Below are 15823 nucleotides of genomic sequence, written 5' to 3'. Positions count from 1 at the left end.
AACCACGTACATGACTTTCATCCCCCAGAGGTTTTGCCCATGAAGCGGCGCTTAGAAGATGCTCGAATCCTCATGTACAGCCACGATACGTTCGGTCTCGGCCATCTCAGGCGATGCCGTACCATCGCGCATGCGCTGGTAGAAGATTACCGCGGGCTGAACGTGCTGATCATCTCCGGCGCAACGATTGCCGGTGCTTTCGACTATCGATCGCGCGTCGATTTCGTCAAGGTGCCGAGCGTCATCAAGCTGCGCGACGGCGAGTATACGTCGATGGCAAGCCACGTTGCTCTGCAAGAGACGCTAAAGATGCGGCAGTCGATCATCCGGCATACGGCGGAGACCTTCCAGCCGGATGTCTTCATCGTCGACAAGGAGCCGATGGGCCTCAAGGGCGAAGTCGAGGAGACGCTGACCTATCTCAAGGCGCGGGGCACGACGCTGGTTTTGGGCATGCGCGACGTCATGGACGCGCCGCACCTGCTGGAAGCGGAGTGGAAGAAGAACAACGTCCTGCAGAAGATCGATCAGTTCTACGATCGCGTCTGGGTCTATGGACCGCCGGATTTCCATGATCCGCTTGTGGGCCTCGACGTACCGGCGGGCGTGCGCCGGAAGATGGAGTTCGTCGGCTTCCTCCAGCGCAGCGTTTCCACTCTGGGAACGAAGTCGGAGCATGTGCCCGACGAGGATTATATTCTGGTGACGACCGGCGGCGGCGGCGATGGCGCCGATCTGGTCAGCGATGTCGTCGGCGCCTTCGAGCAGGACAAGTCCCTGACGCAGAAGACGCTGATCGTCCTCGGCCCCTATATGCCGGCCAAGGAGCGCAGCCAGTTGCTGGAGCGTGCAAGCAAGGTCGACTGTCTGCAGGTGATCGAGTTCGACAACAAGATGGAAGAGCTGATCGCCGGTGCCAAGGCCGTCGTCGCGATGGGCGGCTACAACACCTACTGCGAGATCCTGTCCTTCGACAAGCCGGCGCTGATCATTCCGCGCACGCGTCCGCGCGAAGAGCAGTTGATCCGCGCGCAGCGGGCAAGCGAGCTCGGCCTCGTCGACATGCTGCTGCCGGAAGAGTCCGCCGATCCGAGCAAGCTTGCCGCAGCCCTGAAGCGCCTGGCGCACCGTGCGCCGCCGTCGGCGAGCAGCAGCAACATGCGTCTCGAGGGACTGGTGCATATTTCGCGTACGGTTGGCGAATGGTTCGATGATCGCGAGCGCTACCCGCCGCTATCGATCGTGGCCGAATAGATCGCCGGAACCTGTCGATGCGGAAGAAAATACTGGTGGTCCTGAAAGGCTATCCTCGCCTGTCGGAAACATTCATTGCGCAGGAGCTGCTCGGCCTGGAAAAGGCCGGCTTCGACCTGACGCTGATTTCGATGCGCAAACCCACCGACAAGAAGCGCCATCCGGTCCATGACGAAATCAAGGCGCGTGTCGTCTACCTGCCGGAATACTTGCACGACGAGCCGCTGAGGGTTTTGCGGGCATTCCTTGCCGGCATCGGCAAGCCGGGTTTCAAACCGCTCGTGAAGCAGTTCTGGGCCGACCTGAAACGGGATCTCACCCCGAACCGGGTGCGCCGTTTCGGGCAGGCCCTGGTGCTGGCGCATGAATGGCCCGATGGCGGTGAGTGGCTGCATGCCCATTTCATCCACACGCCAGCCTCGGTGACGGCCTATGCCAGCATCATGACCGGCATTCCCTGGACATGCTCGGCCCATGCCAAGGATATCTGGACCTCGCCGGACTGGGAGCTTTCGGAAAAGCTTGACCGGGCCCGCTGGGCGGTGACCTGCACGCGCACCGGCTTCGAGCACATGCGCGATCTGATCGCCGAGGGCGACAAGGTGCATCTAAGCTATCACGGCCTGGATCTCGATCGCTTCGGCCCCTTCGCCGGTGGACACTCCAATCGCGATGGCACGGACACCTCCGATCCCGCCTTCATTCTCAGCGTCGGGCGTGCCGTGGAGAAGAAGGGATACGATGTGCTGCTGAGGGCGCTTGCGTTGTTGCCCGGCGATCTGCACTGGCGTTTTACCCATATCGGCGGCGGTGACGGCCTGTCGAAATTGAAGGCCCTTGCCGACACGCTTGGCATTGCCGGCCGTATCACCTGGAAAGGCGCACTCGCGCAGGAAGACGTGCTTGCCCACTATCGCCAGGCCGATATTTTCGCGCTTGCCTGCCGGGTAGCGGCCGACGGCGATCGCGACGGCCTGCCGAATGTGCTGGTGGAGGCGTCGAGCCAGCGTCTCGTCTGCGTCTCCACCAATGTCTCCGGCGTCCCCGAACTGCTTGATGATGGCGAAAACGGCCTCGTCGTTCCCTCTGAGAATCCGCAGGCGCTCGCCGCCGCACTGGAATCGACCATTCGCAACCCGGCGCTGCGCCTGAGACTTGGCGAGGCGGCCGAACGGCGGGTGCGTGAGCATTTCGATTATCACGCCAGCATCCGGCAGTTGACGCGGCTGTTCGAGGAGCAGTGGCAAAAGGAAGATCAATGGCGGAAATCCGCATGACGGCTTCGCATTCTTCGCCCTTGCGCGTCTTCTTCTACGTTCAGCATCTGCTCGGCATCGGCCATCTGGCGCGAGCCAGCCGCATTGCCAGCGCCTTGGCAAGCGACGGTTGCCAAGTGACGGTCGTCACAGGCGGCTTGCCGGTGAACGGATTTCCCGGCGCGGACGTGACCTCCGTCACATTGCCGGCCGTGGTTGCCAGCAGCGCCGGTTTTTCGGGCCTTGCCGATCAGTCCGGAAAGCCCGTCGACGAGGAGTTTCTGTCTCGCCGCCGCGACCTGCTGCTCGATGCGTTCCGGCAGGCTGAACCCGATGTCGTTGTCATCGAAGCCTTTCCGTTCGGCCGCAGGCAGATGCGGTTCGAGCTTCTGCCGCTGCTCGACGCCATTGCCAAGACCGATCCGAAGCCGAGGCTTTACACCTCGGTGCGCGATATTCTGCAGCAGCAGAAGAAACCGGGGCGCGACGAAGAGACGGTCAGCCTTCTTCGCGATCACTTCGATGGTGTTCTTGTTCATGGCGATCCGCATTTCGTCCGGCTGGAGGAGACCTTTCCCTTGACCGGAGCGATCGCCGACAAGATCGTCTACACGGGTCTGGTCGCACCGACCTTGCCGCCGGAGCCGACCGAAATCTTCGATATCGTCGTCTCGGCAGGCGGCGGGGCGGTCGGGCGCGACCTCATCCGCGCGGCGCTGAAGGCGGCAGGCCGCGTGGCGACCGATCGCCGCTGGCTGTTGATTGCCGGGCCGAACCTGCCCGAGCAGGATTATGCGGATATCGCCACAGACGCGCCCGGCAATGTCGAGCTTGTTCGCTTCCGCAAGGATTTTCCATCTCTCCTGCGGGGAGCAGCGCTGTCTATTTCGCAAGCCGGCTACAATACGGTCGGAGATCTTCTTGTCGCCGGATGCCGCGCCATTCTGGTTCCCTTCACGGCAGGCGGTGAAACCGAGCAGTCGGTCAGGGCCGAGCGGCTGGAGAAGCTGGGCCTTGCCTTGGCCTTGCCTGAGGCGGGATTGACCGCCGATTTGCTGACCGAGGCCGTGAAGACCGCTTTGTCGCGACCCAAGCCAAACGACACGGACATCGATCTGGGCGGTGCCGCCAGAACATCCGCCATCTTGCGCCAATTCGCATAGGCAGGCACTGCGGCCATCGGAGATGTCCGGTCGCTTTATCCTCCTAGATTCCTGCAATCTTGTGATATAAATCAGGAAATCGATGAATCGGGAGGGGCGTGGATGCAAGACCGGGCCGTGTTCCCGTTCACACATGGGGCCACATATCCGCAACCAAACCTTCCCGCATCCCTGCAACATCGGTGCCGGCGCCTGGCAGGCGCTGGGCGTTGAATTTGAAAGCCTGCAGTAAGCAATGGAAAAAAGCCTAGCGCGTTATATTTGGTCGAATACCCGGCTGGAGCAGATTTGGATACTGCTTGTCGTCGCGGCTTCGATGATCCCATACTTCCTGTCTTTCGACCTGCCGAAGCAGATCGTCAACGGGCCGATCCAGGGCAAGGGTTTCGAGCATCCCGGCGACACGCAGACTTTCATGCATATCGCCCTCGACATTCCGTTGATCGGTCACATCGAGGTGTTTCAGGGCCTGCAGCTCACCCGCGCGTGGATGCTGATTGCGCTCAGCCTCGTGTTCCTGGCGCTGGTCGTGCTCAACGGCCTCTTCAAGCTTTACATCAATACCTACAAGGGCCGCCTTGGAGAGCGGATGTTGCGACGCATCCGCTTCGAGCTGATCGATCGCGTTTTGCGGTTTCCGCCCGCTCATTTCAAGCGCGTGAAGCCGGCGGAAATCGCCACGATGATCAAGGATGAGGTGGAGCCGATGGGCGGCTTCACCGGCGATGCCTTCGTGCAGCCCGCCCTCCTCGGCGGTCAGGCCGTGACCGCGCTCGTTTTCATCATCATGCAGAATTTCTGGCTCGGCATGATTGCCGCGGCCATCGTCGCCGTGCAGGCGATCGTCATTCCCCGCATGCGCAAGCGGCTGCTGGAGCTCGGTCGCCAGCGCCAGCTGACGGCGCGCGAGCTTTCCGGCCGCGTCGGCGAGATCGTCGATGGCATCGGCACCATCCATGCCAACGACACGACGAACCTGGAACGCGCCGATATCGCGCACCGCCTGGGGCTGATCTTCTCGATCCGCTACGATCTGTATCAATGGAAGTTCATGGTGAAGTTCATCAACAACTTCCTCGCACAGGTCACGCCCTTTCTGTTCTACCTGATTGGCGGTTTCCTCGCCCTGCAGGGCCGGCTGGACATCGGTCAGCTTGTTGCAGTCATCAACGCCTACAAGGATTTGCCCGGGCCCCTCAAGGAACTGATCGACTGGGATCAGTCGCGCCAGGACGTTCAGGTCAAGTACAATCAGGTGGTCGAGCAGTTCAGCGTCGATAATCTGATCGATGCCAAGATACAGGTCGTGTCGCATGCGCCGGCGGGGCGCATCACCCATTCCCTCGTCGCGACCAATCTCACCGTCGTCGACGATAGCGGCGCGCGCGTACTCGATCACGTTTCGGTGGAAATCAGTCCTGGAGAAAGGGTAGCGATCGTCGGCGCCAGCGGGGCGGGTGGCGAGTATCTCGCCGAAGCATTCGGGCGTCTCATCTGGGCCGACAGCGGGCGTGTCTCGATCGACGGTCGCGATATTCTGGAATTGCCGGAATCGATGACAGGACGGCGCATCGCCTACGCTTCATCCGAGACATTCTTCTTCCATGGCACCTTGCGCAGCAACCTGCTCTACGCCCTCAAGCACGCCCCGCTCGTCCCTCCGGTCTATACCGAAGATGAGACCAACAAGGCTAAATGGCGCGTAATCGAAGCGAGGCGCGCGGCCAATCCGGAATTCGACCTCAACAGCGATTGGGTCGACTATGCGGCGGCGGGCGCGACGGGGCCGGACGACATCTATTCCGTGATCCGCCCGGTTCTCGATGCCGTCGCCATGTCCCAGGACATCTTCGACATGGCGCTGCGCTCGAATGTCGATGCGGCGGCACATCAGGATCTGACGTCGCGCATCGTCGAATTGCGCCAGGCGTTGCGGCTGCGGCTCGACGAAGAGAAGCTCGAAGATCTCGTCGTTCCCTTTCAGTTCGATGCCTATAACCCACAGGCGACGGTCGGTGAAAATCTGCTGTTCGGCACGTTGAAGCGGCCGCAAATGACCAATCGCAAGCTGGCTGCGCATCCCTACTTCCAGCAGATATTCGCCGAAACCGGGCTCGTGTCCGATTTGTACGATATGGGTCTGGAGATCGCCGAGAACGCGGTCGAGCTCTTCACCGACCTGCCGCCGGATCATCCGTTCTTCCAGCAGCTGACCTTCATGACGGCGGAGGACATCCCCACCTACGAAGCGCTGCTGCAGAAGCTGAACGGCAAGGGCTACGAGGCGGCGGCGGATGACGAGCGGGCGGCCATCATCCGCCTCAGTTTCTCCTATATCGAACCACGCCATCGTTTCGGTCTTTTGACGCAGGTGCTGATGGAAAAGATCGTGCAGGCGCGCGCGAAGTTCTATGAGAATATTCCGGCGGATCTCGCCAGCGTGATCGAGCGCTACGATCCCGAGCGCTTCACCGCTTCCGCGACGTTGATGGACAATGTGCTGTTCGGCCGTATCGCCCATCAGCAGGCCAATGCGCCGGAGCGCATCCATCAGATCATGTATGATGTCTTCGGGCGTCTCGGCATGCATGACAGCGTCCTGTCGATCGGCCTGGATTTCGATGTCGGCTCCGGTGGCAAGCGCCTGACGAACGTGCAGCGCCAGAAGCTCAATCTCGGTCGTGCGCTTCTGAAGCGGGCAGACTATATCATCTGCAATCGTCCGCTGCCGGCGCTCGATCATCGCGTCCAGGATCAGATTGCGAGAGCGATCCTGGGCAAGCTCGACAGCGACGGCTATGCCCCGGCGATCGTCTGGGTGCTGTCCAACCCGAGCTTTGCGGAATTGTTCGACCGCGTTCTGGTCTTTGACCACGGGAGTCTTGTCGAAAGCGGGTCCACTACCGATCTTTTAGAGAAAAACGGTATGTTCAAAGAACTGTTATCGTAATATCCTATCTCGACAGTGGCGTCTGGGGCCGAACACTGGGGGTACCGAAGTTCATGCTTCTGAAGGATGAAGTTGAAATGCTGAAGCGGGTGCCGATTTTTTCGCGCATCGCGCCTGCGAAATTGAAGCTTTTGGCGTTTACGTCGGATCGCGTCAGCTACAATGCTGGCCAAACCCTGTTTCATCAGGGCGATCAGGGCGACGCGGCCTATGTTGTTCTTTCCGGAACTGCTGATATTCTCGTCGATAGCCCAGCCGGCGAAATCAAGGTTGCCGAAGTCGACCTCAATTCCATCGTCGGCGAAATCGCCATCCTTTGCGACGTCTCCCGTACCGCCACCGTAAAAGCCACCTCCAGGCTGGAAGCACTGAAGATCAGCAAGGAGCATTTCCTGAAGCTGCTCAGCGATTTTCCGGAAATGGCCGTCGAAATCATGCGCGTGCTCGCCGACCGCCTCAACCACACGACCTCGGAGCTCACGGCCGTCCGCAGCCGGCTCGATCAGCCGCAGCCTATGTCGACGCATTGAGATCGCGTTACCCGGCGCCTTTGCCTTCAGGCCGTCTTTTCCAAAGACATCGATGCCATTCGCAACGCGATTGAAGGGCCGTGGTTAAACGATCATGTCGAGGGCCAGATCGCCAAGCTGAAAATAGTGAGGCGGCAAGCGCACGGGCTGGCGAACATCGATATTCTCCATGCCCGCCGGGTCGTACCATCCTGCCCAAACATCATCGAAAGTGCGTCTGATCTCCTTTTGGAAGCCGATACGGCTTGAAGAAGGCCCCCCGGGCAGCTCATGGAGTTCCATCTGAAACGATGCCTGCTTTGCGCAGCGCATCGGTAATTTCGCTGCGGGCAACGCCGATCAGTTGTTCCATCGCGTAGCGAGCGGCTTCGGGTCGGCGCATCCTGATCGCTTCCAGCACTTCGTAATGCTTGAGGATCGCCTGCTCGTGAGACTGGCTGGCCCGGTTCGTCAGACGGAAGCTTGCAAGCAGCGCGGCGCGGATGGCGCTGCCGAACTGCCGGAATACCCAGTTGCCGCTCGCATCGATGATGGCCGTATGGAATTCGAGATCGGCGCGGCTCCAGGCTTCGTTGTCGCGTGAATTGGCTTCCACCATATCCTCGAAAGCCTTCGATATCTGCGAGAGCTGCCGCGCTGTGGCATTGGCTGCGGCATGCGCCGCCGCGGCCGGCTCGAGCAACTGGCGCGCATCGATCAACGACGTGTAGAAGGTCTTGTCCGCGCCCGCCGACAGCATGACGTCAAGAACCAGCGGGTCAAGATAGTTCCAGTTCTCCCTCGGCAGGACGGTCGTGCCCGCTCGCGTGCGCGAGCGTACCAGGCCGAGAGCGGAGAGATATTGCATCGCTTCCCGCAGGCTGGTGCGGCTGACGCCAAAGCGCTCGGTCAGCTCCGCTTCATTGGGCAAGGTCGACCCCTCAGCGATTTTTCCCGAGACGATCTTTTCCACCAGATCGTGAAGCAGGGCTTCGCGCACGCTGCGTTTCCCACGCGCTGCGATCGGTTCTCCGTCCTCGGTGAGCGGCTTTCCCATCAACGTCACACTCGTTCCTCCCCATTTCAACCGCGACAAAATTCCGTCACGCGCGGCAATAGTCAAGCATACATTCGCTATAAATAAATACGATTTATTTTTAGGTATGTCGCCATGTTTCTTGGTCAGAAATGCTAATATAGGCAAATTTGCCAAATTTCGTGGAAATAAATCGTATTTAAGTTGACATTTGTATGACGCGCAATATGGTGCGGACATCCGAGGGGAGGCGGCAGCCGCTTCTCGTCGTGTAAGATGACCACGCTTATTGGGAGGAAATGATGAGTTTCGTCACGCGCGCCGCGGCGGCGCTAGCAATTATAGCTGCATCCAGTGCCGTTCCCGCCTTCGCTGATAACAAGGACCTGAAAGTCGGCGCCATCTATATGGATGCGCAGGGCTTCTATGCCGGCGTCCGCAAGGGCATTCAATCGGGTGCGGCGGATGCCGGCCGCAAACTCGACGTTATCGAGACCAACGCCCAGGGCGACGTCAGCAAGGAGTCGTCCTTCATCGACTCGCTGATCTCGGCCGGTGTTCAGGCGATCATCGTCTCGCCTGTCTCGGCCGACGGCTCCTACCGCGCGATCCGGCGCGCGCATGATGCGGGCATTCCGGTCGTCTGCTACAATACCTGCCTCAACGACCAGGACATGAAGGACTATGTCTCCGCCTATGCGGTCGGTGATCCCTACGACTTCGGTCACAAGCTGGGCGATGCCGCCGGCGATTATTTCCTGGCCGAAAAGAAGGATGCGCCGAAGATCGCCGTCCTCAATTGCGAATTCGTCGAAGTCTGCGTAACGCGCCGCAAGGGCTTTGAGGATGCGCTGAAGAAAAAGGTTCCGGGCGCGCAGATCGTCGCGAACCAGGAAGGTGCCATTCTCGACAAGGCGGTCTCGGTCGCAAGCACCATGCTCTCGGCGAACCCGGATATCGATGCATTCTTCGGCGAAGCCGGTGGTGCGACGCTCGGCGCCGCCCGTGCGGTCAAGAGCCAGGGCCGTGTCGGCAAGACAGTCGTTTTCGGCGGCGACATGACGACGGAGATCGCTCAGGAGCTGGCGGACTTCACGGTCATCAAGGCGGTGGTCGATATTTCCGGCCAGGGCCTCGGCAAGCTTGCATTGGCCCAGGCGGTCAAGGCGATCGATGGCAAGGCGCCGGCCGATATCAAGGTGCCCTATGATATCGACCTCTACAAGTCGTCCGAGGATGGCAAGGCCTGGCTTGCGGCGCATGCCGACGGTATCCCGTGAGCAGCCGGTAGTTCCCGGTTTCTAGCGTAACAAGGTTGCCGCTGGATCCATCTGGCGGCATCTTTCCTTTGAGTTGGAGAACTCGATGATTTCTGCAAACCCTTCCAACGCGGTCGGGGGTCAGCGCATCATCGCCTCGGTCCAGGGGGCGACGCGCCGATATCCCGGCGTGCTGGCTCTGGACAACGCGACGTTCGAAGTGGCGGCGGGTGAGGTGAGGGCGCTGCTCGGCAAGAACGGCGCCGGCAAGTCGACGCTGATCCGCATGCTGACCGGCGCCGAGATTCCTGACAGCGGCACGGTGGCGATCGATGGCGCGCCGTTGACACATGCCGGCTCCAGCCGGGCGCAGGAAGCCTTCGAAAAGGGTGTCCGGGTCGTCTATCAGGAATTGAGCCTCGTGCCCGGCATGTCGCTCGCGGAAAACCTCTTCCTCGGCCGCTGGCCACGCAAGGGCGGGATCATCCAATATAGCCAGATGGAAGCCGAAGCCGCCGAGGCGATGGGTCGCCTCGGCCTGGACCTGCCGCCGAGCCGGCTCGTCGCAGGCTTGAGCCCCGCCGAAAGGCAGCTCCTGGAAATAGCCCGCGTGCTGGTCGGCAAGCCGAAGATTGTCATCCTCGACGAACCGACGAGCTCGCTTGCCGCCGCCGAAGCCGAAAAGGTGATGAGCGCCGTCACGCGCATAGCCTCGGAAGGTATTGCGGTGATCTATGTCAGCCACCGCATGAACGAGATCCGGCAGATCGCCCATTCGGCAACCGTGATGCGCGACGGCCGCATCATCGATACGGTTGACGTGAAGGGGGCGCAAACCCGTGAGATCGTGCGCCTGATGCTTGGCTCGGAGGCTTCGCAGGCAGCCGCGCTTCAAACGCGCAGTCGCGACAAGATTGTTCTGGACGTTCGAGACCTGGGGCTGGCGCCGAAACTTTCCTCCGTCTCCTTCCAGCTGAAGGAAGGCGAAGTGCTTGGTATCGCCGGTCTCCTCGGCTCCGGCAGAACGGAATTGCTGCAGGCAATCATGGGCGTGCGGCCCTTCGATCACGGTCATGTCGTGATCGACGGCGCCGAGGTGAAGACGCCGCGCTACAAGCAGATGGTGGCGCGCGGATTCGGCTATACGCCGGAAAGCCGCAAGGAAGAGGGTATCGTACCGCTTCTCGGCGTCGACGAGAATGCGCTGGCAACGAATTTCTCGGCGGTCAGCCGCAACGGCATTCTCTCCAGCCGGCTGATGGCCGAGGCGACGCGCCGGGTCATCGAGCGTCTGCATGTCAAGACCGCAAGAACCGACACGCCGATCGGAACTCTGTCCGGCGGCAACCAGCAGAAGGTCGTCATCGGCCGCTGGGTGCATGCCGGCAGCCGCGTCCTGTTGCTCGACGAGCCGACACGCGGCGTCGATGTCGAAGCCAAGGCGCAGATCTATGCGATCATTCGCGAACTGGCGGCCGACGGCCGCAGCATCATTTTCGTATCCAGCGAAATAGAGGAGCTGCCTCTTGTCTGCGACCGGGTCCTCGTTTTGAGGGACGGGACGCTGCAGGAGGAGTTCACCTTTCCGAATATCGATCAGGACGCCGTCATGGCCGCCTGCATCACCGGACATTGACGGAGGTCTCTCATGTCACTCGATCAGACGGCAAAATCCGCGCCGGCCGCCAAGGCCAGCAAGGGAGGCTTCAGCTTCTCCCAGCATATGAACGAACTCAGCCTGTTCATAGCCATCATCGTTCTCTACGCGGTCTTTACCTCGACCGCGAACGGCTTCCTGTCGTTCAACAACCAGATCAATATCCTGCGGGATGCCGCGACGATCGGTATCGCGGCCTGGGCGGCGACGCTGATCATCATCGCCGGCGAAATCGACGTCAGCGTCGGCCCGATGGTCGCCTTCATCTCGGTCATCCTTGCCTATCTCCTGCAGTGGCATGTGCCGACACCGCTTGCCTTCGCCTTGGCAATCGTCTTCGGCGCCGCGCTCGGCTCGATCGCCGGCATCCTGCGGGCCTATTTCGACGTTCCGTCCTTTGTCGGCACGCTTGGCCTTTGGAGCGCGCTGCGCGGCACGGCACTGTTCATCACCGATGCCCTGCCGGTCTCGATCGGCCGCAACGATATGGTCGATGCGCTGGATCGCTCCGTATTCGGCATTCCGCCGGCTGCCATCATCATGCTGGTGCTTTTCGCGCTGTTTGCCTTCATCAGCCGCAAGACCGCGTTCGGCCGATCTGTATTCGCCATCGGCGGCAATGCGCATGCAGCCTTTCTCAGCGGCATCAGCGTTTCCCGCATTCGCGTCGCACTCTTCGCCATCGCCGGTGCCATGGCGGCAATTTCGGGCATTCTTCTCCTCTCGCGCCTCGGCTCGGGCAATGCGACCGCTGCGACGGGTCTCGAATTCGACGTGATCGCGGCTGTCGTCGTCGGCGGCACGTCGCTCTCCGGCGGGCGAGGCTCGATGCTCGGGACGTTGCTCGGCGTTCTCGTGATCACGCTGATCGGAAACGGTCTCGTCCTGCTCGGCATCAACCCGTTCTTCCAGCAGGTCGTGCGTGGTCTCATCATTGTCGTTGCGGTCCTTGCCAATATCCAGGCGATCAAGCGTAGCGCGTCGCGAAACAAGGGTTGAGACATGACGGTCGTCGCTATCGAGAATGGAGCGCTTTCCCTACGCGTTTCGACGGAAGGCGGTATCGTCCTCGGCTTCTGGCGGGACGGAGAAGGTGGCCGCGTTCCGCTGCTGCGCGAAGCGCCTTCGGATGCTTCCGACGCGCTGTCCTCCGGTTGCTATCCGCTGGTTCCCTTCGGCAATCGCGTGAGAGACAACCGCTTCTCCTTTGGCGGCAAGGATTATTCCTTCGAGCCGAATACGGATTGGGATAGGCACTATCTGCATGGCGAAGGCTGGCGCTCCGCCTGGTCCGTGATCGCGCAAACGGCAAGCGCCGTCGAACTCGCCTTTTCTAACCGTGGCGGCGGAACGCCTTACGTCTATGACGCGAGGCAATCCTTCTCCCTTTCGGATGGAAAGCTCGAGATACGGATGACCGTGGAAAACAAGGGCGATGTCGCCCTGCCTTTCGGCATCGGCTGGCATCCCTATTTCCCGCTGACGCCCGCAACCACCTTGTCAGCACCGGCCAGGAGATTCTGGACGGAAGTCGAGGGGTGGCTCCCGGGAGAGGCGACGGCCATTCCGGACGATCTCGATTTCTCGTCGCCGGCGCCCCTGCCAAACCGCTGGGTGAACAATGGCTTCGAAGACTGGTCGGGAGAGGCGCTGGTTTCCTGGTCGGAGCGCGGAACGCGGCTTCATTTGACGGCGGATCCGCTCTTCAAACACGCTTTCATCTTCGTTTCCGACACGGCATTCGATCCCGCGTTCAAGCGCGATTACTTCTGCTTCGAGCCGATGTCGCATCTGGCGAACGGCCATAACCTCCCCGGACTTGGCGATCTCACCGTACTGGAGCCTGGCGCGAAGTTAACCGGAGCAATCCGTCTTCGCCCGGAAACGATCCCGGTCGCCGACGTTTAATTCATCTTCCCGCAAGGCTGCGGACTTCGGAGCGTAGAATGTCTGACAGAAGTCAGTTCGATTACATCATCGTTGGCGGCGGCAGCGCCGCCTGTGTCGTTGCCTCCGAACTCGTCGGCAAGGGAAAGGCACGCGTTTTGCTGCTGGAGCGCGGCCCCGCGAAGGCCAACCCCATCATGCATTTTCCGGCCGGCTACATGAAATTCCTGGCCAAGGACACCTATCTTGCCATGCACAAGACGAAGCCGCAGCCGCAGCTGGACGGCCGTGGCCCGATCGTGCCGCAGGGCAGGGTTCTTGGCGGCGGCAGCACCGTGAACGCCATGGTCTATATGCGCGGGCAGGCGGCAGACTACGATCGCTGGAACGCGGCAATCACATCGCCCGGCGCCAACAATGACGGCGCCTGGTCCTATTCGGACTTGCTGCCCTATTTCAAGGCGCAGGAGGACAACGACCATCTCGGCGGAGAATTCCATGGCGTCGGCGGTCCGCTCAAGATCTCGCATCTCGGCCATACGAGCGCGATGACGCGCACCTATGTGAAGACGCTTCAGGGCATGGGAATTCCCTACAATCCGGATTTCAATGGCGCCCATCAGTTCGGCGTCGGTTTCATGCAGCATACGATCGACTGGGTCACGCATCGCCGCTGCAGCGCGGTCGATGCCTTCCTGCGACCGGTCATGGACAATCCGCTGCTGACGATCGAGACGGGTGCCACGGTCACCGGCCTCGGAATGGAAGGCGACCGGGTCGCTTCAGTCGATTATGTTCAGAACGGCAGCCGTAAATCGGCCACTGCCGGGAAGGAAGTCATCCTGGCTGCCGGGGCCTATCAGACGCCGAAACTGCTGATGCTTTCCGGCATCGGCCCGGAGGACGAGCTCAGTCGTCATGGCATCAAGACGAGGGTCGCGCTTGCCGGCGTCGGCAAGAACCTCCAGGATCATTACGAATGCCCGGTGGTTGCCACGACCAAAGGCTCCTTCGGATATTATGGCCAGGATCGCGGCTGGCCGATGATCAAGGCCGGTCTGCAATATATGATGTTCAAGACAGGGCCGGTGTCGACGACGGGGGTAGAGACCTGTGCCTTCTACGATCCGGAAGGCAATAACGACGAGCCGACGATCCAGATGTTCTGCGTGCCGACTGTCTATCTGGACCGCGACGTCATGGGAACCGATCCGGGTGACGGCGTCACCATCAACTCGCTGCTCCTGCGACCGAAGGCGCGCGGTTCGGTGACGCTTTCCTCGGCCGATCCTTTCGCCGATCCGATCATCGACACCCAGATCTTTGGCCATCCCGACGACTTGCGCGTGACGATGGCGGGCTTCCGTTTCGCCCGCACCGTGCTTGCCGCTTCGCCGATGCGCGAGCTGATCGACAAGGAGATCTTCCCCGGCGTCGAGGTGACAAGCGACGAGGCGATTGCCGCTCATTGCAAGCGCATGGTCAAGACCGGTTATCATCCTGTCGGCACCTGCAAGATGGGTCACGACGAGGACACCGAGGCTGTGCTCGATGCAACGCTGAAGGTGCGTGGCACACGCGGCCTGCGCGTCGTCGACGCCTCGCTGATGCCCGCCATCGTCAGCGGCAATACCAATGCCGCCGTTCTTGCCGCCGCCGGCAAGGCTGCCGACCTCATTCTTGCGTGACCGGGAGAATATCGATGAAGATCACGAAACTGACGACCTACATCGTTCCGCCGCGCTGGATGTTCCTGAAGATCGAAACCGACGAGGGCATCGTCGGCTGGGGCGAGCCCGTGGTCGAGGGTCGCGCGCTGACGGTGCAGGCGGCCGTCCACGAGCTGGAGGACTACCTGATCGGCAAGGACCCCTTCCTGATCGAGGACCATTGGACCGTCATGTATCGCGCCGGCTTCTATCGCGGCGGCGCCATCCACATGTCGGCGCTCGCCGGCATCGATCAGGCGCTGTGGGACATCAAGGGCAAGGCGCTGGGACAGCCGATCCATTCGCTGCTCGGCGGCCAGGTGCGCGACAGGATCAAGGTCTATTCCTGGATCGGCGGTGACCGCCCTTCCGACGTCGCCAACAATGCCAAGGAGGTTGTCGATCGCGGCTTCAAGGCGATCAAGATGAATGGGGCCGAAGAGCTTCAGATCGTCGACACCTACGAAAAGATCGAAGCCATCATCGCGAATGTTGCCGCCGTGCGGGAGGCCGTCGGTCCCCATGTGGGAATTGGTGCCGATTTCCACGGCCGCGTCCACCGGCCGATGGCCAAGGTGCTTGCCAAGGAGCTGGAACCCTACAAGCTGCTCTTTATCGAGGAACCCGTTCTCTCCGAAAACCGCGAGGCGCTGAAGGAAATCGCCAACCATTGCTCGACGCCGATCGCGCTCGGTGAGCGCCTCTATTCGCGCTGGGACTTCAAGTCGGTCCTGTCCGACGGCTATGTCGATATTCTTCAGCCGGACCTCTCCCATGCCGGCGGCATCACCGAATGCCGCAAGATCGCGGCGATGGCGGAAGCCTATGACGTGGCGCTGGCGCCCCATTGTCCGCTCGGCCCGATCGCCCTTGCCGCCTGCCTGCAGGTCGATGCCGTCAGCTACAACGCCTTCATCCAGGAACAGAGCCTCGGCATCCACTACAACAAGGGCAACGACATTCTCGACTACATCTCCAACAAGGAGGTGTTCCAGTATGCCGACGGTTTCGTGTCGATCCCGCAGGGACCCGGCCTCGGCATCGAGGTGGACGAGGCCTATGTCATCGAGCGCGCCAAGGAAGGCCATCGCTGGCGCAACCCGGTCTGGCGTCACGAAGACGGCAGCGTCGCAGAGTGGTAAA

13 protein-coding genes are annotated in these 15823 nt (G+C 61.1%); 11 read left to right on the top strand and 2 right to left on the bottom strand.

Annotation, left to right across the window (positions count from 1 at the left end):
* The first annotated feature begins 39 nt into the window (after positions 1 to 39).
* The 5 genes from GR212_RS06750 to GR212_RS06730 all read left to right on the top strand — a co-directional run bounded on the left by GR212_RS06750 (position 40) and on the right by GR212_RS06730 (position 7153).
* On the top strand, positions 40 to 1254 hold the full coding sequence (locus GR212_RS06750; RefSeq protein WP_163985679.1) for a glycosyltransferase family protein: 1215 nt from the start codon (positions 40 to 42) through the stop codon (positions 1252 to 1254).
* Between the two features lie 11 nt (positions 1255 to 1265).
* Complete coding sequence (locus tag GR212_RS06745; RefSeq protein WP_204326304.1) at positions 1266 to 2531, top strand: glycosyltransferase family 4 protein; 1266 nt, start codon at positions 1266 to 1268, stop codon at positions 2529 to 2531.
* The gene (locus GR212_RS06740) at positions 2528 to 3673 is read left to right on the top strand and encodes a glycosyltransferase family protein (RefSeq protein WP_163985677.1); all 1146 of its coding nucleotides are present in this window, start codon (positions 2528 to 2530) and stop codon (positions 3671 to 3673) included. Before GR212_RS06745 ends, GR212_RS06740 begins: the two co-directional genes overlap by 4 nt.
* A gap of 235 nt (positions 3674 to 3908) precedes the next feature.
* Complete coding sequence (locus tag GR212_RS06735; protein WP_163985676.1) at positions 3909 to 6623, top strand: ABC transporter transmembrane domain-containing protein; 2715 nt, start codon at positions 3909 to 3911, stop codon at positions 6621 to 6623.
* Positions 6624 to 6676: 53 nt separating this feature from the next.
* A complete protein-coding gene (locus GR212_RS06730; RefSeq protein ID WP_112798757.1) occupies positions 6677 to 7153 on the top strand; it encodes a cyclic nucleotide-binding domain-containing protein in 477 nt (158 codons plus the stop codon).
* A gap of 84 nt (positions 7154 to 7237) precedes the next feature.
* On the opposite strand, the gene GR212_RS06725 is transcribed toward GR212_RS06730, so the two are convergent.
* Together GR212_RS06725 and GR212_RS06720 are read right to left on the bottom strand one after the other, a co-directional pair.
* Positions 7238 to 7435 (bottom strand): hypothetical protein, encoded by a 198-nt coding sequence (locus GR212_RS06725; RefSeq protein WP_163985675.1) that lies wholly within the window; start codon positions 7433 to 7435, stop codon positions 7238 to 7240.
* Positions 7422 to 8189 carry a FadR/GntR family transcriptional regulator gene (locus GR212_RS06720; protein ID WP_163985747.1) on the bottom strand — a complete coding sequence of 256 codons (768 nt, stop codon included), beginning with the start codon at positions 8187 to 8189 and terminating at the stop codon, positions 7422 to 7424. Before GR212_RS06720 ends, GR212_RS06725 begins: the two co-directional genes overlap by 14 nt.
* Positions 8190 to 8467: 278 nt before the next feature.
* Between GR212_RS06720 and GR212_RS06715 the strand changes: the two genes are divergently transcribed.
* The 6 genes from GR212_RS06715 to dgoD all read left to right on the top strand — a co-directional run bounded on the left by GR212_RS06715 (position 8468) and on the right by dgoD (position 15822).
* On the top strand, positions 8468 to 9448 hold the full coding sequence (locus GR212_RS06715; RefSeq protein WP_246725697.1) for a substrate-binding domain-containing protein: 981 nt from the start codon (positions 8468 to 8470) through the stop codon (positions 9446 to 9448).
* A gap of 85 nt (positions 9449 to 9533) precedes the next feature.
* The gene (locus tag GR212_RS06710) at positions 9534 to 11063 is read left to right on the top strand and encodes a sugar ABC transporter ATP-binding protein (protein WP_163985674.1); all 1530 of its coding nucleotides are present in this window, start codon (positions 9534 to 9536) and stop codon (positions 11061 to 11063) included.
* 12 nt (positions 11064 to 11075) lie between these two features.
* Entirely contained in the window at positions 11076 to 12083 is a 1008-nt protein-coding gene (locus tag GR212_RS06705; RefSeq protein WP_163985673.1) for an ABC transporter permease, read from the top strand.
* Positions 12084 to 12086: 3 nt separating this feature from the next.
* On the top strand, positions 12087 to 12992 hold the full coding sequence (locus tag GR212_RS06700; RefSeq protein WP_163985672.1) for an aldose 1-epimerase: 906 nt from the start codon (positions 12087 to 12089) through the stop codon (positions 12990 to 12992).
* A gap of 38 nt (positions 12993 to 13030) precedes the next feature.
* Positions 13031 to 14659 (top strand): GMC family oxidoreductase, encoded by a 1629-nt coding sequence (locus tag GR212_RS06695; RefSeq protein ID WP_163985671.1) that lies wholly within the window; start codon positions 13031 to 13033, stop codon positions 14657 to 14659.
* A 14-nt stretch (positions 14660 to 14673) separates the two neighbouring features.
* Positions 14674 to 15822 (top strand): galactonate dehydratase, encoded by a 1149-nt coding sequence (gene dgoD, locus GR212_RS06690; RefSeq protein ID WP_163985670.1) that lies wholly within the window; start codon positions 14674 to 14676, stop codon positions 15820 to 15822.
* The last annotated feature ends 1 nt before the right edge of the window (position 15823 follow it).

It is taken from the genome of Martinezella lusitana (assembly GCF_010668395.1).
Lineage (GTDB): Bacteria > Pseudomonadota > Alphaproteobacteria > Rhizobiales > Rhizobiaceae > Rhizobium > Rhizobium lusitanum_A.
This window is presented reverse-complemented; position numbering and strand designations above follow the sequence as displayed.